The sequence below is a fragment of the Anaerococcus degeneri genome, from assembly GCF_017874475.1.
GTDB classification, from domain to species: Bacteria; Bacillota; Clostridia; order Tissierellales; family Peptoniphilaceae; genus Anaerococcus; species Anaerococcus degeneri.
Map to the genome: position 1 here is coordinate 1 of NZ_JAGGLO010000013.1, position 26,620 is coordinate 26,620.

Sequence of the window (26,620 nt, forward strand, 5' to 3'; positions counted from 1 at the left end):
CTTTTAACGATAGCACTGGAAGAAGCCTGTAATTTCTACACTTTATTTTACTTAGTGGGTGCAACTCTTGTCATCAATACGACAGTCTCCACATGTGTTGTCCATAGGATAGGAACACAAATTATTAACCTCGTCGCTTGATTGAGGATACAATTTGTTATCAGTTTTCTCATCAACTTCCTTAGCATTTTTTCTTCTACTCTTAAATAATCTTCCGTCCTGAGAATCCTTTTTCCCTGTCTTATATATGATTGTAATCATTGCAGGATCAATTTCTCCTTCATCGTTAGTTCCTCCAATGATGATTTTATCTACTATACTTTCAAATACAGCTCTATCAAATTCCTCAAGGTATTTATTGGACTCAAGTAATTTTTTAAATCCCTCAAGCCTTTTCTTCAATGCTTTTTCATCGGTAAGTGTTACCTCTAAAGTCCTCTTTTCTGCAAGTAGTTTCTCTTTACTAATAGCTATTTCATTATACTTGTCCTGATATACATCCATGCTGATTGACTCATTCAGCCTTAACTCAACAAGATCCTTTTCTTTTTTTAGTACCTTATCAAGTTGATTTGTAATCTTCTTCAGATCTTTAGCTAAACTGTTGTCTTTCAATTCTTCTTCCACAGTTTTAAGGAATTCATTGGTAATTTCCACATTATTATGGCATACCTGACGGTAGCTTTCCATAAATGCTTTTTCTATGGCTTCTTCTTCAATCCCTTTGCTATGCGGACAATACTTCTTTCCGTTTTTAGTAGCATTGACACACTGCCATATAACTTTTGTATATTCTGAACTTGAATGCCAATTTCTTCTTGAAAGATTATGACCGCAAAATCCACATTCAAGCATACTGCTAAAAGCATATTTTCTTGAATACTTTTCTCTTTTGCCACCATTATTGGCAACAGTATTTCTGTTTTTTGACCTTCTCAATCTAATACCTTGAGCTTTTTCAAAATCTTCTTCTGAAATGATTGGCTCGTGATGGTTTTCTATATAAAACTTATCCTGTTCTCCGAAATTATCCAATCTTCTCTTTGAAATAGGATCAACCGTATAGGTCTTTCCCATCATAAGATCCCCTTTATATTTTTCGTTTTTTATGATTCCTAAAACAGTTGTTTCAGTCCATCTTTTATTTCCTCTTGGCGATAAATATCCCTGTTCTTCCAGTTCTCTGGAAATTACCATACCGCCAACACCTTCAATGTATCTTCTGAAAATATATCTTACAATCTCAGCTTCTTTTTTATTGATAGAAATGCTTTTAGTTTCCGGATCATAGTCATAGCCTAAACACCCTTGAAAGCCGACCATTTCTCCTCTTTCCATCTTCATTCTCAAACCTTTTTTGACATTGGCTGAAATATTCTCTACTTCCTGTTGAGCAACTGAACTTAAAATTGTTAAAAGCAACTCCCCGTCCATTGTTAAGGTGTTTATGTTTTCCTCTTCAAAAAAGACTGCAACATTAAATTCTTTCAGCTTTCTTACATACTTTAAGGTATCTAAGGTATTTCTCGCAAATCTTGATATAGACTTTGTAATTATCATATCTATATCGCCATTCATGCAGTCATTTATCAACCTTTGAAAATCAATTCTTCGATCAACCTGTGTTCCTGTTATCGCTTCGTCAGCATATATTCCGGCAAGAGTCCACTCGTTATTCTTCTGTATAAATTCTGTGTAGTGTTCTACCTGAGAATTATAGCTGTTAATCTGATCTTCGGTATCCGTACTAACTCTGCAATAAGCTGCCACTCTCTTTATTGAGCGTTCAACACAGCCTGATGCAGTTCTTTTCAGTGTGGTATCACCTTTAATAACTTTTACATCTTTCTTCACTGCATCCGCCTCCTTTTTGTATCTTTCTATGCAGTCTTATTATACCACACTTGCAAAACATTATAAATATAATTCTGTTGAAATGTTGTACTTTTTCATCAGTTTTAACTTTATCTTCCTGTATTCAATATCATTTAGTAAATGTTTGGACAGCAAGATAGATAGCATAGATAATTGGAGGCTATATTTTAGTAATTCGTTATTCATTATAAACCCTCCTCGTTAAAAATCATTTTTAAGTTTTATGACATTGGTAGGTGCATTGGCTGCTACATAGGAATCTCACCTCCGCCCCTTATTAAGACGAGCCGGCTTAAACTATTGAAGTATCATTATCACTACTTGTATCACAGAACAGATTGCCACATCTGTTTTTTTATGTATTCTTATTTATCGCTCGCTTTCTTATATCCTTGGCTAACCAGTATTCATAAAACCGAAAACTTTCAGCAGAAAGGTCATGGCGTAAGTCATAATCCTCCACAAGTAGATAAAGTCCTACCTTGGTCTATTCAGTTGTCAAAGATCAATATTTGAAAGGGATTGTTTTCTTTACATTTTCCTATTTGCCATAAGCAGGCTATCTCTTATTCAAGAAAGTAAAGGAGATCAAACTCCCCTTCACTTTACATAAGGAAAATTTGACCCCTTTGGTTACCGAAGTTCTAAAGTTCTTCGATAAATTTTTTCAGCTTTTCAAGAATTTTGTTTCTTCTTTTGATTAAAGCCGGATGTGTAATACTTTTAAGCTTTGCTACTGAACGAACCGTTTCATCATTGAAATACAAGCGTTCAATAATATCTCTTTCTTCTGCATTGAGCCTTGATATAGCATTTCTGACTGCTTCAATCATCATCTGTGTTTCCACAATTTTTTCTACATCAACGCTTTCATCAATAATGCTATCCACAAAGTGTCCATCATGATCCAATGATGAAAAAAAGAGCAAGTGGTTTTTCTTGTCCACCTGCTCTAAATACTTTTCGTGTTCTCTTTCTCGCCAGTAGACTTTGTATATCTGCTCACTGACTTTGACCTTTTGTCCGTTTACATAAAGGTAATATTCTTTTGGCATATATGTTTCCTCCATTCTTTTTTTGTCTGCTTGTTTTCAGGCAAAAAAAGGAGGACTCCTGCATCTTGGCATGAGAAGTCCTCTAAAACGAAAGAAACTTGTTCTTTTATAAACACTATTTAATTTTTCAATATAATTTGTAGATTCATTATCTTCTATAAAGCAAACCGAAAAAAGGGAAGAAAATGTTCTTACTATTTTTTATTATTGAATATAAAGATTTCTTCATAATTTCCTCCCTCATTCTTATATCGAACTAATATTCATATATCAAACCTTTCTAATAGTTTATTTTCACCTTTGGATAATAAGATACTTAACAATTTATCGCTTCTTCTTTTCCAATTTTTCTAAGTCTGTTAAGCATTAAAAACAAGCCGAGCAAAATCATACTAAAATCTACAATAGGTTCAGCCCACCAAACTGCTAATCCTTCAAATACCTTTGGCAATAGCAATATCGCCGGAATAAATAAAATCAGTTGTCTAAGCATTACAATCATGCTCGCTTTTTTCCCATCTCCAATAGATTGGAAAAATGTAAGAGTCATAATCATAATTCCATACAAGATGAAAGTAGAGTAGAACAATTTAAAGTTCATAACTCCAGCTTCAATTATTTCACTTCTCACATTAAACAATGACAATAATTTTTCAGAGAAAAACATGGATGGTATCCAAGAAATAGCAGCAAGTATTGTTGCCCCATACATGAAAATCTTCATAGTATCTTTTACTCTTTGATATTGTTTTGCTCCAAAATTAGCTCCTATAACGGGTTGTAAGCCTTGACTCATTCCCCACAATGGAATAAATGAGAACATATAAAGTCTCATTGTTGCTGACATTAGAATTCCCCAATTATCTCCACCATAAGCAAAAGCCTGCTTGAACAAAAATGTTTGTTGTACTGCAAATAAAATTTGCATCATCATAGCCGAACTTCCTATGCTAAACATTTCACTGTAAATTGCCTTGCTCTTTTGGATTTTATGGATACCAACAAAAGCACTTTTCTTTGAAAAATAGTGAAATGTTAATATCGCCTGTACAATTTGAGATATTACAGTTGCAATAGCTGCCCCCTCAATTGCATACTCTCCCATTAACTTCATAAAAATAGGATCTAAAATAATATTTAATAAAGCACCTACTCCCATAATCATCATAGATTGCTTCAATGCACCTTCACCACGCATTGTCATATTACCTGCTTGAGCAAAATTCACAAATATTGAACCAAAGAAAACTACTCTTAAATATCTAACTCCCAGTTCTTTAATATTCCCTTTTGCTCCTACCAAGTCAAGAAAATTAGGTGCAAATACCAAGCCTAATACGGTGATTACTATAGAGAATAAAATTACCCAATAACAAAAATTTCCAAATATTTTATCCGTTGTTTCTTTATCTCCCTTTCCAATAGCCCTTGATAATATTGACGCACTACCAACTCCAATAAGTGCTGATATACCACCATTTATTATTGTTAAAGACATTGATATACTAATGGCAGACATAGCATAATCCCCTATAATCCACCCAGCAAATATTCCATCCATAAATGGATAAAGTCCTATAACTACCATCCCTATAATTCCCGGAATAGCTAATTGAAACAACAAGTCTTTAGGACTTTTTGTTAAAAGTTGTGTTTTCATATCTTGTTTTCCCATATAACTCCCTCCAATTGTTTTTAATATTTTTTAACTTATGATAGCTGCCACTTGGTTGCTACTTGTCTTGCTTCAACAAAATTTTTGTAAATACCATCTGTTTGAATTAGTTCTTCGTGTGTTCCTTTTTGCATTATCTTTCCATTAGCCAATACAAGAATTTGATTTGCATTTTTTATAGTTTTTAGCCTATGTGCAATCATAATTACCGTTTTATTTCTCGTAAGTTCCTCCATTGCAAGCTGTAATTTATCCTCATTTTCAGGATCAACATTTGCTGTGGCTTCATCAAAAATAATAATTGGTGCATTTTTTATTATCGCCCTTGCTATAGATATTCTTTGTCTTTCTCCACCAGATAAACTTGCACCACCTTCTCCTATAACAGTTTGGTATTGTTCAGGAAGGTTCATAATAAAATCATGACAGCAAGCCTTTTTAGCAGCATCTACTACTTCTTCATGGGTAGCATTAGGCTTAGCAAACTTTATATTATTTTCTATAGTATCTTGGAACAAATACACATTTTGGAAAACCATACTGATTTGTTTCATCAATGACTCTAAGGAATATTCTTTTATATTATGTCCTCCTATACTAATCTTCCCGTTATCTATATCCCAAAACCTTGCAATCAAGTTACAAAATGTGGTTTTTCCAGCTCCTGAAGGTCCGACTATTGCAGTCATTTGGTTTTGTGGTATATCAACAGATATATCATCAAGAATTTTCTTTCCTGAATATGCAAATTCTACATTTTCAAAAGAAATATTAAAATTAGCAGGTTTTATATCTTTTCCTTCAATATCCATTTGTGGAAATTCTTCTAATTTCTTGGTTTGTTCAATAGAGCCACTAACAACTCTAAGGGCAGTTGTCGCACTTCCTGCCAATTTAATTTGTGAAAAAGCAAGAAATGAAATTATGATTGTCATAACTGTATTCAGAAACGAAAGTTCTCCTCTTTGGTAGAAGAAAATACCTGCACCTATGATTAAAATGCTGAACAAATCTAAAAGAATATTTTGAACAATCGTGTAAGGTGTAAACAACTTTTCACAATCAAGATTTGTTTTTCTGGTATTTTCAATAGCACCTCTAACTTTCTCATCACCTTTACCGGTTAAATTAAAGGATTTTATAACAGACATTCCTCCAATCTGTTCTAAAACAGTATCTACTAATTTTGCTGAAGCCATTTGTCGTTTAGGAAGAACCTCTCTTGACTTCTTTTCCATTTTTGACAAAATAACCAAATATAATAGACTTCCGACAGTTACAATAAAACCTATTCTCCATTCAAATATTAAAATCATCAAAGTAAAGATTATAGTATTTATAAATCCCGACAAGGTATTTACCATAACCATCGCAGCCGTATTTTCCACGTCTTCTAAAACGGTTGTAGAAATACCAACGACTTCTCCCCCATTGTTTTCATTAAAAAATCCCATAGGAATTTTTTTGAGCATTTCCCCTATTGAAATTCTTTTATTTGCAACCATAAAATAGCTTGCATGGCATTGTTGTAACTGTGAATAATAATTTGCAATACTTCTGCCTACTATGCTTACAACAAGAAGTATCAAAGCAATCCACGCAGGTGTCATACTCATATCTTTTTCAGCAACAGCTTTAACTATAAAATAAATTGCACTGATTTGAAGCATGTGAAAAATTGCAAACAAGAAACTTACCCATATAGAATGGTATATATTTTTCTTCTCATCACCTGAGAAATCTAAAATTTTTTTTAAAGCACTTAGCATTTTATTTCACCATCCTTTACTCCAATATGAGCATTCCACATTTTTTTATATAGCTCACAATCTTCCATTAACTCGTTATGTTTACCATGTGAAATAAGCTCTCCATTCTCAACAAAAAAGATTTGTTGAACATCTGTTATTGTTGATAACCTGTGTGCAATAACGATAACAGTTTTATTTTGTATCAATTTTGATAGAGCTTCTTTGATAATCACCTCATTCTCCGGATCAATATATGAAGTTGCTTCATCCAATATCACTATCGGGGATTTTTTAAGCATTGCTCTTGCTATTGAGATTCTTTGTCTTTCTCCTCCTGAAATATGGCTACCACTGCTTCCGACAACTGTGTCATAGCCTTTTTCCATATTCATAATAAAATCATGGCAGCCTGACTTCTTTGCAATATTTTCAACTTCTTTATCACTTGCACTTGGATTTCCCATTCGTATGTTTTCCCTAATGCTTTCATTAAAAAGGAAATTGTCTTGAGAAACAAATGCTACTAAGCTATATAACTGTTTAAGAGGAATCTCTTGGAGATTATATCCACCAATTTTTATGCTTCCTGTATTTATGTCCCAATATCCTGCTATCAGTTTTGCCAAAGTTGACTTTCCACTACCGCTCGGTCCAACAAAAGCTACCGTTGTCCCTTCTTCTATGTTTAACGACACTCCATGAAGAATTTCCTTTCCTTCTTCATATCCAAACTTCACATCTTGCAGGGCAATATCATATTTGTTTATTTTCACATCAACATTGGAATGAATTTGCTCTTTTCCTTCTAAAATTGAATTAATGGAATTTGCAATAGTTCCTATCTTTGCAAGACCATCAACAAAATTCATCGTTTCAAGTAAAGGTCCTGCAATTCCTAACGACAAAATAATAACTACTATAAATGTTTCTATACTCAAGCTTCCATTGATGTAAAAATACCAGCCAACCGGAAGGATTGTTATCATTGTAGTAGGCGATATATTTTTTGATAAAGACACAGGAAGTTGACAGCTTCTCATCCATTCATAGAAATACTTTGCATTTGCAATAACCTTATCTTTATATTTTGCATATGACCTTTTATCCTGATTGAAGGTTTTGATCACTTCTATTCCGTTAACATACTCCACAATTGCCGAGTTCATTTCACGACTAACTTTTACAGATCCTTCATACTGAGCAGCGTAGTTTTTCATCACAAGTCCCATGAAAAACATTCCTAAAGGAATAGAAACTAATGACAATAACGCCATTCTCCAGTCAAGAAATAACAAATATATGAATATACTCAAAGAGCCTAATATATTGGATGTCATTTCAGGTAATAAGTGTGCAAGAGGTTTCTCCATACTTTCGACCTGATCGACTATAATTTGCTTTAAATTACCGCTTGGAATATTTATTATTTCTCCCAATGGCATCTTTGGAAGTTTATCAAGCATTCTTAAACGAATATCTTTTAGTACACTAAAAGTCGCTTTATGAGATACTGATAATGCCAAAGAATATAAAATTGATTTCAAAGCATATGATAGCAAGCTTATGCCAAGCCACATAAGATAAACCTTGCTGTCTTCAATTCCATTCACTAAATAAACTAAAATGCGACTTGCCGCAATGTATGGAACAATCCCCGCTAAAACACCAATACTCGCTATAAATACTGATGTCTTTAATTTTGGATGTTCATCATGTGCAAGCTCCCACAATATTGCAGTAGGACTTTTTTCTTTCATTTCAACACCTCCATAGTTCTATCTATTTACATTTCATTTCAAAAATTCATATATTGCACCATCGCATTGTTTTATAAATTCAAAATCATGCGTGATTATAATAATAGTTTTTCCTTGCTCTACCATTTGATTTAAAAATCCAATCAAAATATCCATTTGCATTTTGCAAAGTCCACTCGTTGGCTCATCAAACACTATGATTGGTTTTTGACTTACCATAGACATAGCAAGCAACAATCTCTGTTTTTCACCACCTGATAACGAACTTGGGTGCATTTCTTTTTTATTAAATAAATGTACCTTTCTTAAGGCTTCATTTTTCAAATTATCCTGTTTTGTAACTGTTCCAATTTCCTGCCATACAGATTCTGTGAAAAGTTGATAATTAACATCTTGCATGACTGCAAAGATATTCTCGTACCGTTTTTTGAGCTTTTCTCCCTTATAAAAAACTTCTCCCTTGCCTTTTATAGTTCCCATAAGTAAATTGATAAAAGTACTTTTCCCAACACCGTTTTGTCCAATAATGAAATTTATCCCGGTATTAAAAGAAACACTAAAATCAAAAATTGTATTCTTATCGTATGTTTTTTTGAAATGTAGACATGTTATTGATTCATTAACAAAGTTTGATGGAGTATTTTTTTGTAACATATCTACTTTTTCATATTGTCTATTTAAAAAATCACTCTTAAAAATTTCATTGAAATTTCTTAAATTATGTTTTTCTGAAACTCTTACAAAGAAATCATCACTAAAATATTCTTTCGTGTATTCTTTAAAAGTTTTATTTTCTATTACACACAGCTTGTCTACAATGTCTTTCAAATAAAATAATCTATGCTCGACAATGATTATGATTTTATTTCTTTTTTTTAGCTCAATAATAGCTCTTTTTAAGTTCTTAATTGATTCATAATCCAAAGATGAAGATGGTTCATCTAAAAGAATAATTTCATTTTCTGAAATTCCACTAGCAGTTATAGCAATTAACTGCTTCTCTCCACCGGACAGTTCAAAAATATTCTTGTCTAACAAATCTTTACTACCTAAAACATCTGAATAATAGTGTATTTTATCTAAAATTAAATTTCTTTCTATACATCTATTTTCTAATTGAAAAGCCAATTCATCTGTGGAATTGATACAATAAAACTGTGTTTTAGGATTTTGAAACACTGTAGATATAAACTTGGATCGTTCTAATATACTCATCCCTAATAAAGATTTGTCCTTGTATAAAACATCTCCTTTTACATCTCCACAATCATATTCGGGAATAATGCCGTTTATTACTTTTAACAAACTACTTTTCCCCGTACCTGAGTGTCCCGTTATAACAGTTACCTCTCCGGGTTTGAAATTTAGATTTACATTTTCTAATATGCTTTCTCCATCAAACTTTAATACTAAATTTTGTAAACTAAGCATACTTACCCCTTATATATAAATAGATTGCCCATACCATTATCACAAAAAATATGCAATCAATGCCACCAATGCGTGATTCACTAATACTTGTTCGCTTTTGATTAACAGCTAACCCTTTTGTCATTGCGGATACTGTTAAATCATCTGCCGTCTTAGACAAACACATCAATAGTGGCACTAATCTATATTCAAATAATAGAATTGGATTTTTTATTAACTTTTTAAGCGTTAGTCCTCTCAAACGCATGGCTTTTTTTATCTGGCTATAATCAATCCTTGCGGCATAAAAGAAACGAACCATCACAGTCAATGGTATTGCTATTTCATCGGGACATTTCATTTTTTTCAATGAATAAATACTTTCCCCTACATTTGATGTGAGTATGGTATATTTCCCCATTAAAAATGCGGGAAGTATTTTCTTAACAACCATTACTAATATCAGTAAAATCGCTACCAAGGGACTGTATTCTAATTTCATTAAAAATCTATCAGCACCATAAACGAACACAAGAGTAGCCATCCCAATAATAGCTACTCTTGTATGTTTTGTATTTATTAAAAGCACTATCGGAATTACGGATATTATAAGGGCTTGCAAGAAATACTTTACTTGAATATTGCCTAAAACCATCACATATGAAAGAACTATTGTCATAAAAAGTTTTGTACGAAAATCAAGTTTGATTGTCATCCTTAACTCCTTATGAATCCTTATTTTTCCATACCAGCCTTTTTAAAATGTTTTTTTAGGAAAGCCATACCTATACTACAACCAATATATGCTCCTATAATTCCACCTATTGCCATTACGACAATAATCCAATTCGGCATTACACTAAGCATCTTATCAATAAATTCTTGGTTATATCCTTTCTCTAACATCTGCTTGACATATTCATTTCTTGATATAAAAATTGGCAACCAATTTCCTAATGTGCAAAGTGGAGCAACAGAAAATGCTAATCTTGCCTTATTAACATCCGTATATTCTCCTGATTTCAAAATAACTTCAGCAATAATACCTGCAATAACAGCGGTCAATAATGCCCAAGGTCCATGTCCCATAGCAACATATACTAATGCAATCAATAATGATTGAATAAACACCATTCCTCTTTTTTTAATCTTTGTGGAATACAGCATATTTACAGGTCCTACTAAAACTCCCTGTGCCAATGGAACAACCGGCATTAAAACTGGAACCATTCCTAAAAATGATCCAATCATCATAAATACAAAACCTAATACAGAAAATAATCCTATATTAATTAAATCCTTTACTTCTAATCGTTTACTCATTTGAAACCTCCTAATTGTTTTAATTTTTCTTTTGTACATCAACAATATAATTTATCATTGTTTCTTTTATATATCGTTTATGCTCGACATAAGACTTTCTCGCACCTAAAATTTCTGAACTTAATATCAATCCATTGATATAATTCACTAAAAAACCGTCACCAAATATATCTGCCTTAATTCCAAGCTGCTTGGCGATTAAACTTAGCTCATTAGTCGTATTAAGTTTCAATTCTTGATACAATTTTTCCAAATCCTGATTATATTTTTTTACTTGTAAAAGGAGTGTATACAATCTCATCAATTCTGTATCAGCCAGCGACTTATCAACCAAAATATCACCCATTTGCTGATATTTATCTTTTCCTCGATTGTTTTTTAAATACTCATTTATCAAGTTGTTTCTATAATCATTACCATCAAGCATTAAGTCTTTAAGCATTTCGTTTGTATTACCATAATGATGATAGACACCTCCTCTACTCATTCCTACCTCTGTGATAACATCTTCCATTGTTGTAAGTTGAAACCCTTTATTTAGAAAGCATTTCTTTGCAGCTTCTCGAATCTCTTTTTTTCTAATTTGTCCAACTTTTTGTTTTTCTTCTTTCAAAATAAAGACCTCATTTCATATCGTAATAAAAAACCGACACTACTGTCGAATTTTATTTTATCATAAATGATAGTTAATGTCAACTAACTTTTGAGTTTGAATAACAATCTTCTTTATAGCTTTGACTTTCAGCAAATTTTATTGTAAAAATAGCATAAAAATCTAGTTATCCGCATAAAAACTGGACTTATCACACTTTATCAAGGTCAAAACCACTCAATTTACTACTAATTTACTACTTATGAATGAGCTTTGATACGACGATTTATCCTTGAAAAGTGAAGATATAAAGATACTTCCAATAAAATTTGAATATTTAATAGGTAGACACTTCAAAAAATGAGGTGTCTATTTTTTTACCCGATTTTGAAAGGAAGTGAACTTATGAAAACAAAAAATCAAGAATCAAAAGGTCGTTCCCCACTCTTTAAGACCATCAAACATTCATTCAGCCAATAAAAAAGAAAGGATAGGTAAAAATATGGAACTTAAATTTGTGATTCCCAACATGGAAAAAACATTCGGCAATTTAGAATTTGCTGGCGAGGATAAAGTCGTTCAGCGAAGAATCAACGGACGGCTAACTGTCTTATCAAGAAGCTATAATCTCTATTCTGATGTTCAAAGAGCAGATGATATTGTGGTGGTGCTTCCTGCTGAAGCTGGCGAAAAACATTTCGGCTTTGAGGAACGTGTGAAGTTAGTCAATCCACGTATTACCGCAGAGGGCTACAAAATCGGCACTCGTGGTTTTACAAATTACCTTTTACATGCTGACGACATGATAAAAGAATAAAGAAAGAGAGGAAAAATGATGAGATTAGCAAATGGCATTGTATTAGATAAAGACACGACTTTTGGAGAATTGAAATTCTCTGCTCTACGTCGTGAAGTGAGAATCCAAAATGAAGACGGGTCGGTTTCAGATGAAATCAAGGAACGTACCTATGACTTAAAATCCAAAGGACAAGGACGCATGATTCAAGTAAGTATTCCTGCCAGCGTGCCTTTGAAAGAGTTTGATTATAACGCACGGGTGGAACTTATCAATCCCATTGCGGACACCGTTGCTACTGCCACCTATCAAGGAGCAGATGTTGACTGGTATATCAAGGCAGACGATATTGTGCTGACAAAGGATTCTAGTTCATTCAAAGCTCAACCACAAGCAAAGAAAGAACCGACACAAGACAAATAGTCGCTAGGTAGAAAGGAGACTTTTTCGCATGAAACAGCGTGGTAAAAGGATTCGCCCATCTGGTAAAGATTTAGTCTTTCATTTTACGATAGCGTCACTCCTGCCTGTTTTCCTGCTGGTTGTCGGACTGTTTCATGTGAAGACAATCCAGCAGATCAACTGGCAGGATTTTAACCTATCACAAGCAGATAAGATTGACATTCCCTATTTAATTATCAGTTTCAGTGTCGCAATTCTTATCTGCTTGCTGGTAGCGTTTGTATTCAAACGGGTTCGCTATGATACGGTTAAACAACTTTACCACCGTCAAAAACTGGCAAAGATGATACTTGAAAACAAGTGGTATGAATCTGAACAGGTCAAAACAGAGGGTTTCTTTAAAGATAGTGCTGGTCGTACAAAGGAAAAGATAACCTACTTCCCTAAAATGTATTATCGACTTAAAAATGGCTTGATACAGATACGGGTGGAAATCACGCTGGGAAAATATCAAGACCAACTCTTACACTTGGAAAAGAAATTAGAGAGTGGCTTGTACTGTGAGCTGACGGATAAAGAGTTAAAGGATTCCTATGTGGAATATACTTTGCTCTATGACACCATAGCCAGTCGTATTTCTATTGATGAAGTAGAAGCTAAAGATGGTAAACTTCGCTTAATGAAAAACGTATGGTGGGAATATGATAAGCTCCCTCATATGTTGATTGCTGGTGGTACAGGTGGCGGTAAAACTTACTTTATACTGACACTGATTGAAGCCTTGCTTCATACAGATTCAAAACTGTATATTCTTGACCCGAAAAATGCTGATCTTGCGGACTTAGGTTCTGTGATGGCAAATGTCTACTATAGAAAAGAAGACTTGCTTTCTTGCATTGAAACATTCTATGAAGAAATGATGAAACGTAGTGAGGAAATGAAGCAGATGAAGAACTATAAGACTGGCAAAAATTATGCTTACTTAGGTCTCCCGGCACACTTCTTAATCTTTGATGAATACGTCGCTTTCATGGAAATGCTGGGAACAAAAGAAAACACCGCAGTTATGAATAAGCTGAAACAGATTGTCATGTTAGGTCGTCAAGCTGGCTTCTTTCTAATACTGGCTTGTCAACGTCCAGACGCAAAATATTTAGGCGACGGAATCCGTGATCAGTTTAATTTCAGAGTGGCTTTAGGTCGTATGTCTGAAATGGGCTATGGCATGATGTTTGGCAGTGACGTACAAAAGGATTTCTTCTTAAAGCGAATCAAAGGTCGTGGCTATGTTGATGTAGGAACAAGTGTCATATCAGAGTTTTATACTCCCCTTGTACCAAAAGGATATGATTTCTTGGAGGAAATTAAAAAGTTATCCAACAGCAGACAGTCCACGCAGGCGACGTGCGAAGCGGAAGTCGCAGGTGTGGACTGATCTTGCTGGCTGGTGTGGCAATAGCCACGCCAGCACTTAACCCCCCGTATCTAACAGGGGGGTACAAATCGACAGGAAACAGTCAAAAAAACATTAGAAAATCCTTTGGTTACAAGGGATTTACAAAATTTCAGCGTATGTCAAATGGGCTTTAAAAGTTGACATACGCCTTTTTGATTGGAGGGATTTTTACTGAATGAACAAACTTGGTTACAGCATTTAAAAGAAAAACGCTTGGCTTATGGACTATCTCAAAACCGTTTAGCTGTTGCGACTGGTATTACAAGGCAGTATCTAAGCGATATTGAAACAGGAAAAGTCAAGCCATCAGAGGATTTACAGCAGTCCCTTTGGGAAGCTCTGGAACGCTTCAATCCCGACGCTCCCCTTGAAATGCTGTTTGATTATGTAAGAATTCGCTTTCCGACAACAGACGTACAGCAGGTGGTCGAAAACATCTTACAACTGAAACTGTCCTATTTTCTTCATGAGGACTATGGTTTCTATTCTTATTCAGAGCATTATGCTTTAGGCGACATATTCGTCCTTTGCTCCCATGAACTGGACAAAGGAGTTCTGGTGGAATTGAAAGGTCGTGGGTGCAGACAATTTGAAAGCTATCTTCTGGCACAACAAAGAAGCTGGTATGAGTTCTTTATGGACGTTTTGGTGGCTGGCGGTGTGATGAAACGCCTTGACCTTGCCATTAACGATAAGACAGGGATTTTAAATATCCCTGTACTCACTGAAAAGTGCCAACAGGAAGAATGTATCTCCGTCTTCCGCAGTTTTAAAAGCTATCGCAGTGGCGAACTGGTACGCAAAGAGGAAAAGGAATGTATGGGAAACACCCTCTATATCGGTTCATTACAAAGTGAAGTTTATTTCTGTATCTATGAAAAGGACTACGAGCAGTACAAGAAAAATGATATTCCCATTGAAGACGCAGAAGTAAAAAACCGTTTTGAGATTCGATTGAAAAATGAGCGTGCCTATTATGCAGTCCGTGATTTACTCGTCTATGACAATCCAGAGCATACCGCCTTTAAAATTATCAATCGGTATATCCGTTTTGTAGATAAAGACGATTCCAAACCTCGTTCTGATTGGAAACTGAATGAAGAATGGGCTTGGTTTATTGGGAACAATCGTGAACGATTAAAACTAACCACAAAACCAGAGCCTTACTCCTTCCAAAGGACGCTGAACTGGCTATCTCATCAAGTTGCCCCGACCTTAAAGGTTGCGATTAAACTTGATGAAATCAACCAGACGCAGGTTGTAAAAGACATTCTCGACCATGCGAAACTGACAGACCGACACAAGCAGATTTTGAAGCAACAGTCAGTAAAAGAACAGGACGTGATAACAACAAAAAAATAACTCAAATACAAATTCATTGAATATAGAGAGGAGAACATTTTTATGAATTTTGGACAAAACCTTTATAACTGGTTTCTATCAAACGCTCAATCACTGGTGCTTTTAGCAATCGTTGTGATTGGCTTGTATCTTGGCTTCAAGCGTGAGTTTAGCAAACTGATTGGCTTTTTAATTATTGCGATTATTGCGGTTGGCTTAGTCTTCAACGCTGCTGGAGTAAAAGACATTTTACTAGAGCTATTCAATCGCATTATTGGTGCTTAAATAAAACCGTTCTTTTGTGGAATATAAGTGGTTTTCTTATGTTCCGCAAAGGAATGGTACACCAAACGAAGTGCGGTAGGGATTTTTGAATCTCTACAAAGAAAGGACGTGAATATATGGACGATATGCAAGTCTATATTGCGAATTTAGGCAAATACAATGAGGGCGAATTGGTCGGTGCGTGGTTTACCTTTCCCATTGACTTTGAGGAAGTCAAAGAGAAAATCGGCTTGAATGATGAATATGAGGAATACGCCATTCATGACTACGAGTTACCCTTTACGGTTGACGAATACACTTCCATTGGCGAACTCAATCGACTATGGGAAATGGTATCGGAATTACCCGAAGAATTACAATCGGAGCTATCTGCTCTGCTCACTCATTTTTCAAGCATTGAAGAACTAAGCGAACATCAAGAGGATATTATCATTCATTCCGATTGTGATGATATGTATGACGTGGCACGCTACTACATTGAAGAAACGGGTGCTTTAGGCGAAGTACCAGCTAGTCTTCAAAACTATATTGATTATCAAGCCTATGGTCGGGATTTAGACCTTTCAGGAACGTTTATCTCAACCAATCATGGGATTTTTGAAATCGTCTATTAAATCTGTCGGTACATTACTACTGGCAGATTTTCTATTTTACGGGGTGGCTCAATCAGCTACCCCTATTTTTTATGAAAGGATTGATTACATGAAGAAAATACGAAGCTATACCAGTATCTGGTCTGTGGAAAAGGTACTGTATTCTATCAATGATTTTAGACTTCCGTTTCCCATAACCTTTACGCAAATGACATGGTTTGTCGTGTCACTCTTTGCAGTGATGATACTTGGCAACTTGCCCCCTCTTTCCATGATAGAGGGAGCATTTCTCAAATACTTTGGGATTCCTGTGGCTTTCACATGGTTTATGTCTACAAAAACTTTTGATGGTAAAAAGCCTTATGGATTTTTGAAGTCTGTCATTGCTTATGCACTGCGACCAAAGCTGACCTATGCAGGAAAAAAAGTAACGCTTGGCAGAAACCAGCCACAAGAAGCCATTACAGCAGTTAGGAGTGAATTTTATGGCATATCCAATTAAATACATTGAAAACAATCTCGTCTGGAATAAAGACGGGGAATGTTATGCTTACTATGAGCTTGTTCCTTACAATTACTCATTTCTAAGTCCAGAACAGAAAATACAAGTGCATGATTCTTTCAGACAGCTTATCGCACAAAATCGTGATGGCAAAATTCATGCTTTACAAATCAGTACAGAATCCAGCATACGTTCTGCACAAGAGCGTTCCAAAAATGAAGTCACTGGCAAGCTCAAAGCGGTTGCCTATGACAAAATCGACCAACAGACAGACGCTTTAATATCCATGATTGGCGAAAATCAAGTGAACTACCGTTTCTTTATCGGCTTTAAGTTGCTTCTCAACGATCAGGAGTTTTCTATGAAAAGTCTTACCGTTGAAGCAAAAAATGCTTTGTCTGATTTTGTCTATGATGTGAACCATAAGCTGATGGGCGATTTTGTTAGTATGAGTAATGATGAAATCCTGCGTTTTCAGAAGATGGAAAAGCTCTTAGAAAATAAAATCTCTCGTCGTTTCAAAATCCGCAGGTTAGATAAGGACGACTTCGGCTATCTGATTGAACACCTTTACGGACAGACAGGCACTGCCTATGAAGAGTATGAGTACCATCTATCAAAGAAAAAGCTGGATAATGAAACGCTGATTAAATACTATGACTTGATTAAGCCTACTCGCTGTTTGGTGGAAGAAAAACAGCGATATTTGAAAATCCAGCAGGAAGATGAAACCGTCTATGTAGCTTACTTTACCATTAACAGCATTGTCGGAGAACTGGACTTCCCGTCCTCTGAAATCTTCTACTACCAGCAACAGCAATTTACATTCCCGATTGATACGTCAATGAATGTGGAAATTGTAGCGAATCGTAAAGCCCTATCTACTGTCCGCAATAAAAAGAAAGAACTGAAAGACTTGGATAACCACGCTTGGCAAAGTGATAATGAAACCAGCTCCAATGTGGCGGAAGCTCTGGAAAGTGTGAATGAGCTGGAAACCAATTTAGACCAAAGCAAGGAATCTATGTACAAGCTGTCTTATGTGGTAAGGGTATCAGCAAATGATCTTGACGAACTCAAACGTCGTTGTAATGAAGTGAAAGATTTTTATGACGATTTAAGCGTAAAACTGGTACGACCATTTGGGGATATGCTCGGCTTACATGAAGAATTTTTACCTGCCAGCAAGCGTTATATGAATGATTATATTCAATACGTGACCTCTGATTTCCTCGCTGGTTTAGGTTTTGGTGCTACTCAAATGCTGGGGGAAAATGAGGGGATTTATGTTGGCTACAGCTTAGATACTGGACGCAATGTCTATCTGAAACCTGCTCTTGCCAGTCAAGGGGTTAAGGGTTCAGTAACCAATGCGTTAGCGTCGGCTTTTGTTGGTTCGCTGGGTGGTGGTAAATCCTTTGCGAATAACCTTATCGTCTATTATGCGGTGCTTTATGGGGCACAAGCAGTGATTGTAGACCCAAAAGCAGAACGTGGCAGATGGAAAGAAACCTTGCCAGAGATTTCCCATGAAATCAATATCGTCACTCTGACTTCTGATGAGAAAAACAAAGGCTTACTTGACCCTTATGTGATTATGAAAAATCCCAAAGATTCTGAATCACTGGCTATTGATATTCTGACATTCCTTACGGGGATTTCCTCTCGTGATGGGGAACGCTTCCCAATCCTTAGAAAAGCCATTCGTGCAGTAACCAATAGTGAAGTACGAGGGTTGATGAAAGTGATTGAGGAATTACGGGTTGAGAATACGCCACTAAGTACCAGTATAGCCGACCATATCGAAAGTTTTACAGACTATGACTTTGCACATTTATTATTCAGTAATGGTTATGTGGAGCAGTCTATCAGCTTAGAAAAACAACTGAACATTATACAGGTTGCGGACTTGGTACTTCCCGACAAGGAAACTTCCTTTGAGGAATATACCACTATGGAGCTTTTATCCGTTGCTATGCTGATTGTCATTAGTACCTTTGCTTTAGACTTTATCCATACAGACCGAAGCATTTTCAAGATTGTAGATTTAGACGAAGCATGGAGCTTTTTACAGGTAGCACAAGGAAAAACACTATCTATGAAGCTGGTTCGGGCTGGTCGTGCTATGAACGCTGGGGTATATTTCGTGACCCAAAATACAGACGACCTCTTAGATGAAAAACTGAAAAATAACCTCGGCTTAAAATTTGCATTTCGTTCCACTGACCTTAACGAGATTAAAAAGACCTTAGCCTTTTTTGGTGTAGACCCAGAGGACGAAAACAATCAGAAGCGATTGCGTGATTTGGAAAACGGGCAATGCCTTATCAGTGATTTATATGGTCGTGTCGGTGTGATACAGTTCCACCCTGTATTTGAAGAACTGCTCCATGCCTTTGATACCAGACCACCTGTGCGAAAAGAGGTGTAAATGTGAAACCATCAATAGTAAACAGAATAAAATCAAACTGGACGCTGAAACGTCTAGGTAAAGTGGCAATGACAGTGGCTTTCACACTTGTGATTGCCATTTTTCTTTTAGCCATGCTGGGAACGGTGGTTCAAGCTGCGGGCTTGGTAGATGATACGGTCAATGTGGCAAATGAATACAGCCGATACCCACTTGAAAACTATCAACTGGATTTTTATGTGGATAATAGCTGGGGCTGGCTTCCGTGGAACTGGTCGGACGGGATTGGAAAACAGGTCATGTATGGACTATATGCCATTACCAATTTTATTTGGACAATCAGTTTGTATGTTTCCAATGCGACAGGTTACTTAGTACAGGAAGCCTATTCCTTAGACTTCATTTCCGCTACAGCAGATTCCATTGGTAAGAATATGCAGACCTTAGCTGGTGTGAGTGCAAACGGATTTTCAACAGAGGGTTTCTATGTTGGATTCCTCTTACTCTTGATTTTGGTTCTTGGGGTTTATGTTGCCTATACGGGACTGATAAAGAGAGAAACCACAAAGGCAATTCATGCCATTATGAATTTTGTGCTGGTGTTTATCCTATCGGCTTCCTTTATTGCCTACGCTCCCGACTACATTAAAAAAATCAATGACTTTTCATCAGACATCAGTAATGCCAGTTTATCACTTGGCACGAAGATTGTCATGCCCCATTCCGATAGTCAAGGCAAGGACAGCGTGGACTTAATCAGAGATAGCCTGTTTTCCATACAGGTTCAGCAACCGTGGCTACTGCTTCAATACAACAGTTCAGACATTGAAAGTATCGGTATTGACCGTGTGGAAAGCCTGCTCTCCACCAGCCCAGATTCCAACAATGGCGAAGACAGAGAAAAAATTGTTGCGGAAGAAATTGAAGACAGAAGCAATACCAATCTAACCATTACAAAGACCATTAACCGTTTAGGTACAGTCTTCTTCCTATTTGTCTTCAATATTGGGATTTCCATATTTGTATTCCTATTAACAGGAATCATGATTTTCTCGCAGGTACTTTTTATCATCTATGCTATGTTTCTGCCTGTGAGCTTTATTTTAAGCATGATTCCATCATTTGATGGTATGTCAAAACGAGCCATAACAAAGCTCTTTAATACCATTTTGACACGAGCTGGAATCACATTGATTATTACGACAGCATTTAGTATTTCAACCATGCTCTATACCTTATCGGCTGGTTATCCGTTCTTTTTGATTGCTTTTCTACAGATTGTGACCTTTGCAGGAATCTACTTCAAGCTGGGCGATTTAATGAGTATGTTTTCTCTACAGAGTAACGATTCTCAAAGTGTGGGAAGTCGTGTGATGAGAAAACCTCGTATGCTTATGCACGCTCACATGCACCGTCTACAGCGGAAACTTGGACGTTCCATGACTACTCTAGGGGCTGGGTCTGCCATTGTTACAGGTAAAAAAGGACAGTCGGGTTCGGGGAGTTCTGCAAGGACACAAGCAGATCACTCCCGACCAGACGGAAAGGAAAAATCAACACTTGGAAAACGTATCGGTCAAACCATCGGTACAGTAGCTGATACCAAAGACAGAATGGTAGACACTGCTAGTGGTTTGAAAGAACAGGTTAAAGATTTGCCGACCAATGCAAGATATGCAGTATATCAAGGAAAATCCAAAGTAAAAGAGAATGTCCGTGATTTAACCAGTAGTATTTCTCAAACCAAAGCGGACAGAGCCAGTGGACGCAAGGAACAGCAGGAACAAAGGCGAAAAACCATTGCGAAGCGTCGCTCTGAAATGGAACAGGTCAAACAGAAAAAACAGCCTGCTTCTTCTGTTCATGAAAGACCGACTACAAGACAAGAACAATATCATGATGAACAGACCTCAAAACAGTCTAATATTCAGACTTCATATAAGGAATCTCAACAAGCCAAACAAGAGCGTCCAGCAGTTAAGTCCGATTTTTCAAGTCCAAAAGTGGAACGCCAAGGCAATACCGTTCAAGAAAAAACCGTTCAAAAGCCAGCAACTTCAACCACTACAGCAGATAGAACTTCACAACGTCCAATCACAAAAGAACGTCCGTCTACTGTTCAAAGAGTACCACTACAAAATACAAGAAGTAGACCACCAATCAAAACCGCCACCATTAAGAAAGTCGGTAAGAAACCATGAAGTTGAAAACTTTAGTGATTGGTGGTTCTGGATTATTCTTGATGGTCTTCTCACTGCTTCTGTTTGTTGCCATTTTATTTTCAGATGAACAGGACAGCGGAATTTCCAATATTCATTATGGAGGTGTGAATGTTTCCGCAGAAGTGCTGGCTCATAAGCCTATGGTAGAAAAATATGCCAAAGAATATGGCGTTGAAGAATATGTCAACATACTTCTTGCGATTATACAGGTGGAATCGGGCGGTACTGCGGAAGATGTTATGCAGTCCTCGGAATCCCTCGGTCTTCCACCTAATTCATTGAGTACAGAAGAATCCATTAAGCAAGGTGTGAAGTATTTCAGTGAATTATTAGCCAGTAGCGAAAGGCTCAGTGTAGATTTAGAATCGGTTATCCAGTCCTACAATTATGGTGGTGGTTTCTTAGGGTATGTGGCTAATCGTGGAAATAAATATACCTTTGAACTGGCTCAAAGTTTCTCAAAAGAGTATTCAGGTGGCGAAAAAGTGTCTTACCCCAATCCCATAGCCATACCTATCAATGGGGGCTGGCGATACAACTATGGCAATATGTTTTATGTGCAACTGGTAACGCAGTATCTTGTCACAACAGAGTTTGATGATGATACGGTACAAGCCATCATGGACGAAGCACTGAAATATGAGGGCTGGCGATACGTTTACGGTGGAGCTTCCCCGACTACTTCTTTTGATTGTAGCGGACTGACACAATGGACGTATGGAAAAGCTGGAATTAACTTACCACGAACCGCACAACAGCAATATGATGTGACCCAGCATATCCCACTATCGGAAGCACAAGCTGGCGATTTGGTTTTCTTTCATTCTACCTATAACGCTGGCTCTTATATTACTCATGTTGGGATATACCTTGGCAATAACCGTATGTTTCATGCAGGCGACCCAATCGGTTATGCCGACTTAACAAGCCCCTACTGGCAACAGCATTTAGTGGGAGCAGGACGAATCAAACAATGAGAAAGGAAGATTTAATGATGAAATTTAGAAAAAATCAGAATAAAGAAAAACAGATACCAAAGGAAAAGAAACCTCGTGTCTATAAGGTCAATCCTCATAAAAAGGTTGTGATTGCCTTGTGGGTACTTTTAGGGCTTAGTTTCAGCTTTGCGATATTCAAGCACTTTACAGCTATAGATACTCATACTATTCACGAAACAACTATCATAGAAAAGGAATACGTTGATACTCATCATGTAGAAAATTTTGTAGAGAACTTTGCGAAAGTCTACTATTCATGGGAGCAATCCGATAAGTCCATTGATAATCGAATGGAAAGTCTAAAAGGCTATCTGACAGATGAACTTCAAGCTCTCAATGTTGATACAGTACGCAAAGATATTCCTGTATCGTCTTCTGTAAGAGGATTTCAGATATGGACGGTAGAGCCAACTGGCGACAATGAGTTTAATGTAACCTACAGTGTAGACCAGCTCATTACAGAGGGAGAAAATACAAAGACCGTCCACTCTGCTTATATAGTGAGTGTCTATGTAGATGGTTCTGGAAATATGGTACTGGTTAAGAATCCGACCATTACCAACATACCTAAGAAATCAAGTTATAAACCAAAAGCCATTGAAAGTGAGGGGACGGTTGATTCCATTACAACCAATGAAATCAATGAGTTTTTAACGACGTTCTTCAAGCTCTATCCTACAGCGACAGCCAGTGAACTTTCCTACTATGTGAATGACGGGATATTAAAACCAATCGGAAAAGAGTACATCTTTCAAGAACTGGTAAATCCTATTCACAATCGTAAGGATAATCAAGTCACGGTATCGCTGACAGTGGAGTATATCGACCAGCAGACCAAAGCAACGCAGGTATCTCAATTTGATTTGGTACTTGAAAAGAACGGGAGTAATTGGAAGATTGTAAAATAACAAATATTGGTACATGATTACAGATACTTTGTAATCATGTACTCTTTTTGATAAAAAATTGGAGATTCCTTTACAAATATGCTCTTACGTGCTATTATTTAAGTGACTATTTAAAAGGAGTTAATAAATATGCGGCAAGGTATTCTTAAATAAACTGTCAATTTGATAGCGGGAACAAATAATTAGATGTCCTTTTTTAGGAGGGCTTAGTTTTTTGTACCCAGTTTAAGAATACCTTTATCATGTGATTCTAAAGTATCCAGAGAATATCTGTATGCTTTGTATACCTATGGTTATGCATAAAAATCCCAGTGATAAAAGTATTTATCACTGGGATTTTTATGCCCTTTTGGGTTTTTGAATGGAGGAAAATCACATGAAAATTATTAATATTGGAGTTTTAGCTCATGTTGATGCAGGAAAAACTACCTTAACAGAAAGCTTATTATATAACAGTGGAGCGATTACAGAATTAGGAAGCGTGGACAAAGGTACAACGAGGACGGATAATACGCTTTTAGAACGTCAGAGAGGAATTACAATTCAGACAGGAATAACCTCTTTTCAGTGGGAAAATACGAAGGTGAACATCATAGACACGCCAGGACATATGGATTTCTTAGCAGAAGTATATCGTTCATTATCAGTTTTAGATGGGGCAATTCTACTGATTTCTGCAAAAGATGGCGTACAAGCACAAACTCGTATATTATTTCATGCACTTAGGAAAATGGGGATTCCCACAATCTTTTTTATCAATAAGATTGACCAAAATGGAATTGATTTATCAACGGTTTATCAGGATATTAAAGAGAAACTTTCTGCCGAAATTGTAATCAAACAGAAGGTAGAACTGTATCCTAATATGTGTGTGACGAACTTTACCGAATCTGAACAATGGGATACGGTAATAGAGGGAAACGATGACCTTTTAGAGAAATATATGTCCGGTAAATCATTAGAAGCATTGGAACTCGAACAAGAGGAAAGCATAAGATTTCATAATTGTTCCCTGTTCCCTGTTTATCACGGAAGTGCAAAAAACAATATAGGGATTGATAACCTTATAGAAGTGATTACGAATAAATTTTATTCATCAACACATCGAGGTCCGTCTGAACTTTGCGGAAATGTTTTCAAAATTGAATATACAAAAAAAAGACAACGTCTTGCATATATACGCCTTTATAGTGGAGTACTACATTTACGAGATTCGGTTAGAGTATCAGAAAAAGAAAAAATAAAAGTTACAGAAATGTATACTTCAATAAATGGTGAATTATGTAAGATTGATAGAGCTTATTCTGGAGAAATTGTTATTTTGCAAAATGAGTTTTTGAAGTTAAATAGTGTTCTTGGAGATACAAAACTATTGCCACAGAGAAAAAAGATTGAAAATCCGCACCCTCTACTACAAACAACTGTTGAACCGAGTAAACCTGAACAGAGAGAAATGTTGCTTGATGCCCTTTTGGAAATCTCAGATAGTGATCCGCTTCTACGATATTACGTGGATTCTACGACACATGAAATTATACTTTCTTTCTTAGGGAAAGTACAAATGGAAGTGATTAGTGCACTGTTGCAAGAAAAGTATCATGTGGAGATAGAACTAAAAGAGCCTACAGTCATTTATATGGAGAGACCGTTAAAAAATGCAGAATATACCATTCACATCGAAGTGCCGCCAAATCCTTTCTGGGCTTCCATTGGTTTATCTGTATCACCGCTTCCGTTGGGAAGTGGAATGCAGTATGAGAGCTCGGTTTCTCTTGGATACTTAAATCAATCATTTCAAAATGCAGTTATGGAAGGGATACGCTATGGTTGCGAACAAGGATTATATGGTTGGAATGTGACGGATTGTAAAATCTGTTTTAAGTATGGCTTATACTATAGCCCTGTTAGTACCCCAGCAGATTTTCGGATGCTTGCTCCTATTGTATTGGAACAAGTCTTAAAAAAAGCTGGAACAGAATTGTTAGAGCCATATCTTAGTTTTAAAATTTATGCGCCACAGGAATATCTTTCACGAGCATACAACGATGCTCCTAAATATTGTGCGAACATCGTAGACACTCAATTGAAAAATAATGAGGTCATTCTTAGTGGAGAAATCCCTGCTCGGTGTATTCAAGAATATCGTAGTGATTTAACTTTCTTTACAAATGGACGTAGTGTTTGTTTAACAGAGTTAAAAGGGTACCATGTTACTACCGGTGAACCTGTTTGCCAGCCCCGTCGTCCAAATAGTCGGATAGATAAAGTACGATATATGTTCAATAAAATAACTTAGTGTATTTTATGTTGTTATATAAATATGGTTTCTTGTTAAATAAGATGAAATATTTTTTAATAAAGATTTGAATTAAAGTGTAAAGGAGGAGATAGTTATTATAAACTACAAGTGGATATTGTGTCCTGTATGTGGAAATAAAACACGATTAAAGATAAGGGAAGATACTGAATTAAAAAAATTCCCCCTCTATTGTCCGAAATGCAGACAAGAAAATTTAATTGAAATAAAGCAGTTCAAAGTAACTGTGATTACAGAGCCAGACGCAAAGACGCAGAGCCGATAAAATGAGATTAATACAATCTCATTTTATCGGCTCTTTCCGTTATGTATGGATTCTTTTAATTAGTCTTCGATGTTTCTTGCTTCGTTGATACCGCTGGCTAAAGATTCCATTAAGGATAGTTCTTTGTCTGTAAAGCTATCCATGTATTTCTCTATCTGTAATCGTCGGGTGCTTTTTACCAAGTTATTAGCAGGTAAGAAAAATTCATCAACGGAAACATGAAGTAACGATACAAGGTCATAAAGAACTTGTATGCTGGGGTGTTGCCCTTTATTTTCAATATTAGTTAAGTACCGTGGGTCAATTTCAATCAATGCTCCCACTTGTTCACGAGTTAAACCTCGTTTCAATCGAGCTTCTTTAATGGCTAAACCAAAGGCTCTAAAATCATATTTATCTTCTTTTTTACGCATAGTAGACCACCTCTATACATTTTATTGTTCCTACTGAATTAAAAACAGGTATAGAAAAACGTGTTATATGGTTTATAGGTTTATATTTAATAAAAAGCACTACTAAACGCCAATAAAAAAAACCGTTATATGGTAGTGCTATTTACGCTGTTAAAATATTGTATATTACTTCCAAATGGCGGTTTGTTGGAGGTCAACGTCGCCATGAAGTACATCATATACAATAAATTTCCTTACATTGGGTTCTTGTCAAAAAAAGTCGTCTATCTGCAAT

Annotated in this window: 24 protein-coding genes; 14 read left to right on the forward strand and 10 right to left on the reverse strand. The window is 36.1% G+C overall.

Features of this window, described 5'->3' with window-relative positions; translation table 11 throughout:
- Positions 1–51: 51 nt before the first annotated feature.
- The 9 genes from J2Z38_RS09410 to J2Z38_RS09450 form a co-directional block, all read right to left on the reverse strand.
- Positions 52–1,854, reverse strand: a complete 1,803-nt coding sequence (locus tag J2Z38_RS09410; protein ID WP_209775061.1) for a recombinase family protein — start codon at positions 1,852–1,854, stop codon at positions 52–54.
- A gap of 665 nt (positions 1,855–2,519) precedes the next feature.
- On the reverse strand, positions 2,520–2,930 hold the full coding sequence (locus J2Z38_RS09415; protein ID WP_007895256.1) for a sigma-70 RNA polymerase sigma factor region 4 domain-containing protein: 411 nt from the start codon (positions 2,928–2,930) through the stop codon (positions 2,520–2,522).
- A gap of 316 nt (positions 2,931–3,246) precedes the next feature.
- Positions 3,247–4,605, reverse strand: a complete 1,359-nt coding sequence (locus tag J2Z38_RS09420) for an MATE family efflux transporter (RefSeq protein ID WP_007895203.1) — start codon at positions 4,603–4,605, stop codon at positions 3,247–3,249.
- A 35-nt stretch (positions 4,606–4,640) separates the two neighbouring features.
- Positions 4,641–6,374, reverse strand: a complete 1,734-nt coding sequence (locus J2Z38_RS09425) for an ABC transporter ATP-binding protein (protein ID WP_007895241.1) — start codon at positions 6,372–6,374, stop codon at positions 4,641–4,643.
- On the reverse strand, positions 6,368–8,113 hold the full coding sequence (locus tag J2Z38_RS09430; protein WP_007895173.1) for an ABC transporter ATP-binding protein: 1,746 nt from the start codon (positions 8,111–8,113) through the stop codon (positions 6,368–6,370). Before J2Z38_RS09430 ends, J2Z38_RS09425 begins: the two co-directional genes overlap by 7 nt.
- A 33-nt stretch (positions 8,114–8,146) precedes the next feature.
- Positions 8,147–9,544, reverse strand: coding sequence for an ATP-binding cassette domain-containing protein (locus J2Z38_RS09435; RefSeq protein WP_007895192.1), 1,398 nt, complete (start codon positions 9,542–9,544; stop codon positions 8,147–8,149).
- Positions 9,537–10,238: an energy-coupling factor transporter transmembrane component T gene (locus tag J2Z38_RS09440; RefSeq protein WP_002989377.1), complete on the reverse strand. Its 702-nt coding sequence runs from the start codon at positions 10,236–10,238 to the stop codon at positions 9,537–9,539. Before J2Z38_RS09440 ends, J2Z38_RS09435 begins: the two co-directional genes overlap by 8 nt.
- A 20-nt stretch (positions 10,239–10,258) precedes the next feature.
- Complete coding sequence (locus J2Z38_RS09445) at positions 10,259–10,846, reverse strand: MptD family putative ECF transporter S component (RefSeq protein WP_007895227.1); 588 nt, start codon at positions 10,844–10,846, stop codon at positions 10,259–10,261.
- 19 nt (positions 10,847–10,865) lie between these two features.
- Positions 10,866–11,459, reverse strand: coding sequence for a TetR/AcrR family transcriptional regulator (locus tag J2Z38_RS09450; protein ID WP_007895162.1), 594 nt, complete (start codon positions 11,457–11,459; stop codon positions 10,866–10,868).
- A 481-nt stretch (positions 11,460–11,940) separates the two neighbouring features.
- Here J2Z38_RS09450 and J2Z38_RS09455 point away from each other — a divergent pair, with 481 nt between their 5' ends.
- The 14 genes from J2Z38_RS09455 (at position 11,941) to J2Z38_RS09525 (ending at position 25,933) form a co-directional block, all read left to right on the forward strand.
- On the forward strand, positions 11,941–12,255 hold the full coding sequence (locus tag J2Z38_RS09455; RefSeq protein WP_000420682.1) for a YdcP family protein: 315 nt from the start codon (positions 11,941–11,943) through the stop codon (positions 12,253–12,255).
- Between the two features lie 15 nt (positions 12,256–12,270).
- A complete protein-coding gene (locus J2Z38_RS09460) occupies positions 12,271–12,657 on the forward strand; it encodes a YdcP family protein (protein ID WP_000985015.1) in 387 nt (128 codons plus the stop codon).
- A gap of 28 nt (positions 12,658–12,685) precedes the next feature.
- Complete coding sequence (locus J2Z38_RS09465; protein WP_000813488.1) at positions 12,686–14,071, forward strand: FtsK/SpoIIIE domain-containing protein; 1,386 nt, start codon at positions 12,686–12,688, stop codon at positions 14,069–14,071.
- 177 nt (positions 14,072–14,248) lie between these two features.
- Entirely contained in the window at positions 14,249–15,454 is a 1,206-nt protein-coding gene (gene mobT, locus J2Z38_RS09475; RefSeq protein WP_000398284.1) for a MobT family relaxase, read from the forward strand.
- A 42-nt stretch (positions 15,455–15,496) separates the two neighbouring features.
- Positions 15,497–15,718, forward strand: a complete 222-nt coding sequence (locus tag J2Z38_RS09480; RefSeq protein ID WP_001009056.1) for a hypothetical protein — start codon at positions 15,497–15,499, stop codon at positions 15,716–15,718.
- Between the two features lie 116 nt (positions 15,719–15,834).
- Positions 15,835–16,332 (forward strand): antirestriction protein ArdA, encoded by a 498-nt coding sequence (locus J2Z38_RS09485; RefSeq protein WP_000342539.1) that lies wholly within the window; start codon positions 15,835–15,837, stop codon positions 16,330–16,332.
- 88 nt (positions 16,333–16,420) lie between these two features.
- Positions 16,421–16,813: a conjugal transfer protein gene (locus tag J2Z38_RS09490; RefSeq protein ID WP_000723888.1), complete on the forward strand. Its 393-nt coding sequence runs from the start codon at positions 16,421–16,423 to the stop codon at positions 16,811–16,813.
- Entirely contained in the window at positions 16,797–19,244 is a 2,448-nt protein-coding gene (tcpF, locus tag J2Z38_RS09495) for a conjugal transfer ATPase TcpF (RefSeq protein WP_000331160.1), read from the forward strand. The genes J2Z38_RS09490 and tcpF overlap by 17 nt, the downstream gene beginning before the upstream one ends.
- Before the next feature lie 2 nt (positions 19,245–19,246).
- Positions 19,247–21,424, forward strand: coding sequence for a CD3337/EF1877 family mobilome membrane protein (locus tag J2Z38_RS09500; protein WP_000804748.1), 2,178 nt, complete (start codon positions 19,247–19,249; stop codon positions 21,422–21,424).
- Positions 21,421–22,422, forward strand: coding sequence for a bifunctional lytic transglycosylase/C40 family peptidase (locus tag J2Z38_RS09505; RefSeq protein ID WP_000769868.1), 1,002 nt, complete (start codon positions 21,421–21,423; stop codon positions 22,420–22,422). The genes J2Z38_RS09500 and J2Z38_RS09505 overlap by 4 nt, the downstream gene beginning before the upstream one ends.
- A gap of 14 nt (positions 22,423–22,436) precedes the next feature.
- Positions 22,437–23,351, forward strand: coding sequence for a conjugal transfer protein (locus J2Z38_RS09510; protein WP_000975333.1), 915 nt, complete (start codon positions 22,437–22,439; stop codon positions 23,349–23,351).
- A gap of 274 nt (positions 23,352–23,625) precedes the next feature.
- On the forward strand, positions 23,626–23,712 hold the full coding sequence (locus J2Z38_RS09515; RefSeq protein WP_011058339.1) for a tetracycline resistance determinant leader peptide: 87 nt from the start codon (positions 23,626–23,628) through the stop codon (positions 23,710–23,712).
- A gap of 15 nt (positions 23,713–23,727) precedes the next feature.
- Positions 23,728–25,647 (forward strand): tetracycline resistance ribosomal protection protein Tet(M), encoded by a 1,920-nt coding sequence (tet(M), locus tag J2Z38_RS09520; protein WP_000691727.1) that lies wholly within the window; start codon positions 23,728–23,730, stop codon positions 25,645–25,647.
- A gap of 118 nt (positions 25,648–25,765) precedes the next feature.
- Positions 25,766–25,933 (forward strand): cysteine-rich KTR domain-containing protein, encoded by a 168-nt coding sequence (locus J2Z38_RS09525; RefSeq protein WP_000336323.1) that lies wholly within the window; start codon positions 25,766–25,768, stop codon positions 25,931–25,933.
- A 59-nt stretch (positions 25,934–25,992) separates the two neighbouring features.
- Here J2Z38_RS09525 and J2Z38_RS09530 read toward each other — a convergent pair whose 3' ends face one another.
- Entirely contained in the window at positions 25,993–26,346 is a 354-nt protein-coding gene (locus tag J2Z38_RS09530) for a helix-turn-helix transcriptional regulator (protein ID WP_001227347.1), read from the reverse strand.
- Between the last annotated feature and the right edge of the window lie 274 nt (positions 26,347–26,620).

Bases quoted from the DNA above. Each gene is read 5' to 3' on its own strand.
- J2Z38_RS09505 (WP_000769868.1), top strand. From the start codon at position 21,421: ATGAAGTTGAAAACTTTAGTGATTGGTGGTTCTGGATTATTCTTGATG.
- J2Z38_RS09480 (WP_001009056.1), top strand. From the start codon at position 15,497: ATGAATTTTGGACAAAACCTTTATAACTGGTTTCTATCAAACGCTCAA.
- J2Z38_RS09420 (WP_007895203.1), bottom strand. From the start codon at position 4,605: ATGGGAAAACAAGATATGAAAACACAACTTTTAACAAAAAGTCCTAAA.
- J2Z38_RS09445 (WP_007895227.1), bottom strand. From the start codon at position 10,846: ATGAGTAAACGATTAGAAGTAAAGGATTTAATTAATATAGGATTATTT.
- J2Z38_RS09460 (WP_000985015.1), top strand. From the start codon at position 12,271: ATGATGAGATTAGCAAATGGCATTGTATTAGATAAAGACACGACTTTT.
- J2Z38_RS09435 (WP_007895192.1), bottom strand. From the start codon at position 9,544: ATGCTTAGTTTACAAAATTTAGTATTAAAGTTTGATGGAGAAAGCATA.
- J2Z38_RS09490 (WP_000723888.1), top strand. From the start codon at position 16,421: ATGAAGAAAATACGAAGCTATACCAGTATCTGGTCTGTGGAAAAGGTA.
- J2Z38_RS09515 (WP_011058339.1), top strand. From the start codon at position 23,626: ATGCTTTGTATACCTATGGTTATGCATAAAAATCCCAGTGATAAAAGT.
- J2Z38_RS09485 (WP_000342539.1), top strand. From the start codon at position 15,835: ATGGACGATATGCAAGTCTATATTGCGAATTTAGGCAAATACAATGAG.
- J2Z38_RS09440 (WP_002989377.1), bottom strand. From the start codon at position 10,238: ATGACAATCAAACTTGATTTTCGTACAAAACTTTTTATGACAATAGTT.
- J2Z38_RS09430 (WP_007895173.1), bottom strand. From the start codon at position 8,113: ATGAAAGAAAAAAGTCCTACTGCAATATTGTGGGAGCTTGCACATGAT.
- J2Z38_RS09510 (WP_000975333.1), top strand. From the start codon at position 22,437: ATGATGAAATTTAGAAAAAATCAGAATAAAGAAAAACAGATACCAAAG.
- J2Z38_RS09415 (WP_007895256.1), bottom strand. From the start codon at position 2,930: ATGCCAAAAGAATATTACCTTTATGTAAACGGACAAAAGGTCAAAGTC.
- J2Z38_RS09425 (WP_007895241.1), bottom strand. From the start codon at position 6,374: ATGCTAAGTGCTTTAAAAAAAATTTTAGATTTCTCAGGTGATGAGAAG.
- J2Z38_RS09530 (WP_001227347.1), bottom strand. From the start codon at position 26,346: ATGCGTAAAAAAGAAGATAAATATGATTTTAGAGCCTTTGGTTTAGCC.
- J2Z38_RS09465 (WP_000813488.1), top strand. From the start codon at position 12,686: ATGAAACAGCGTGGTAAAAGGATTCGCCCATCTGGTAAAGATTTAGTC.
- tcpF (WP_000331160.1), top strand. From the start codon at position 16,797: ATGGCATATCCAATTAAATACATTGAAAACAATCTCGTCTGGAATAAA.
- J2Z38_RS09455 (WP_000420682.1), top strand. From the start codon at position 11,941: ATGGAACTTAAATTTGTGATTCCCAACATGGAAAAAACATTCGGCAAT.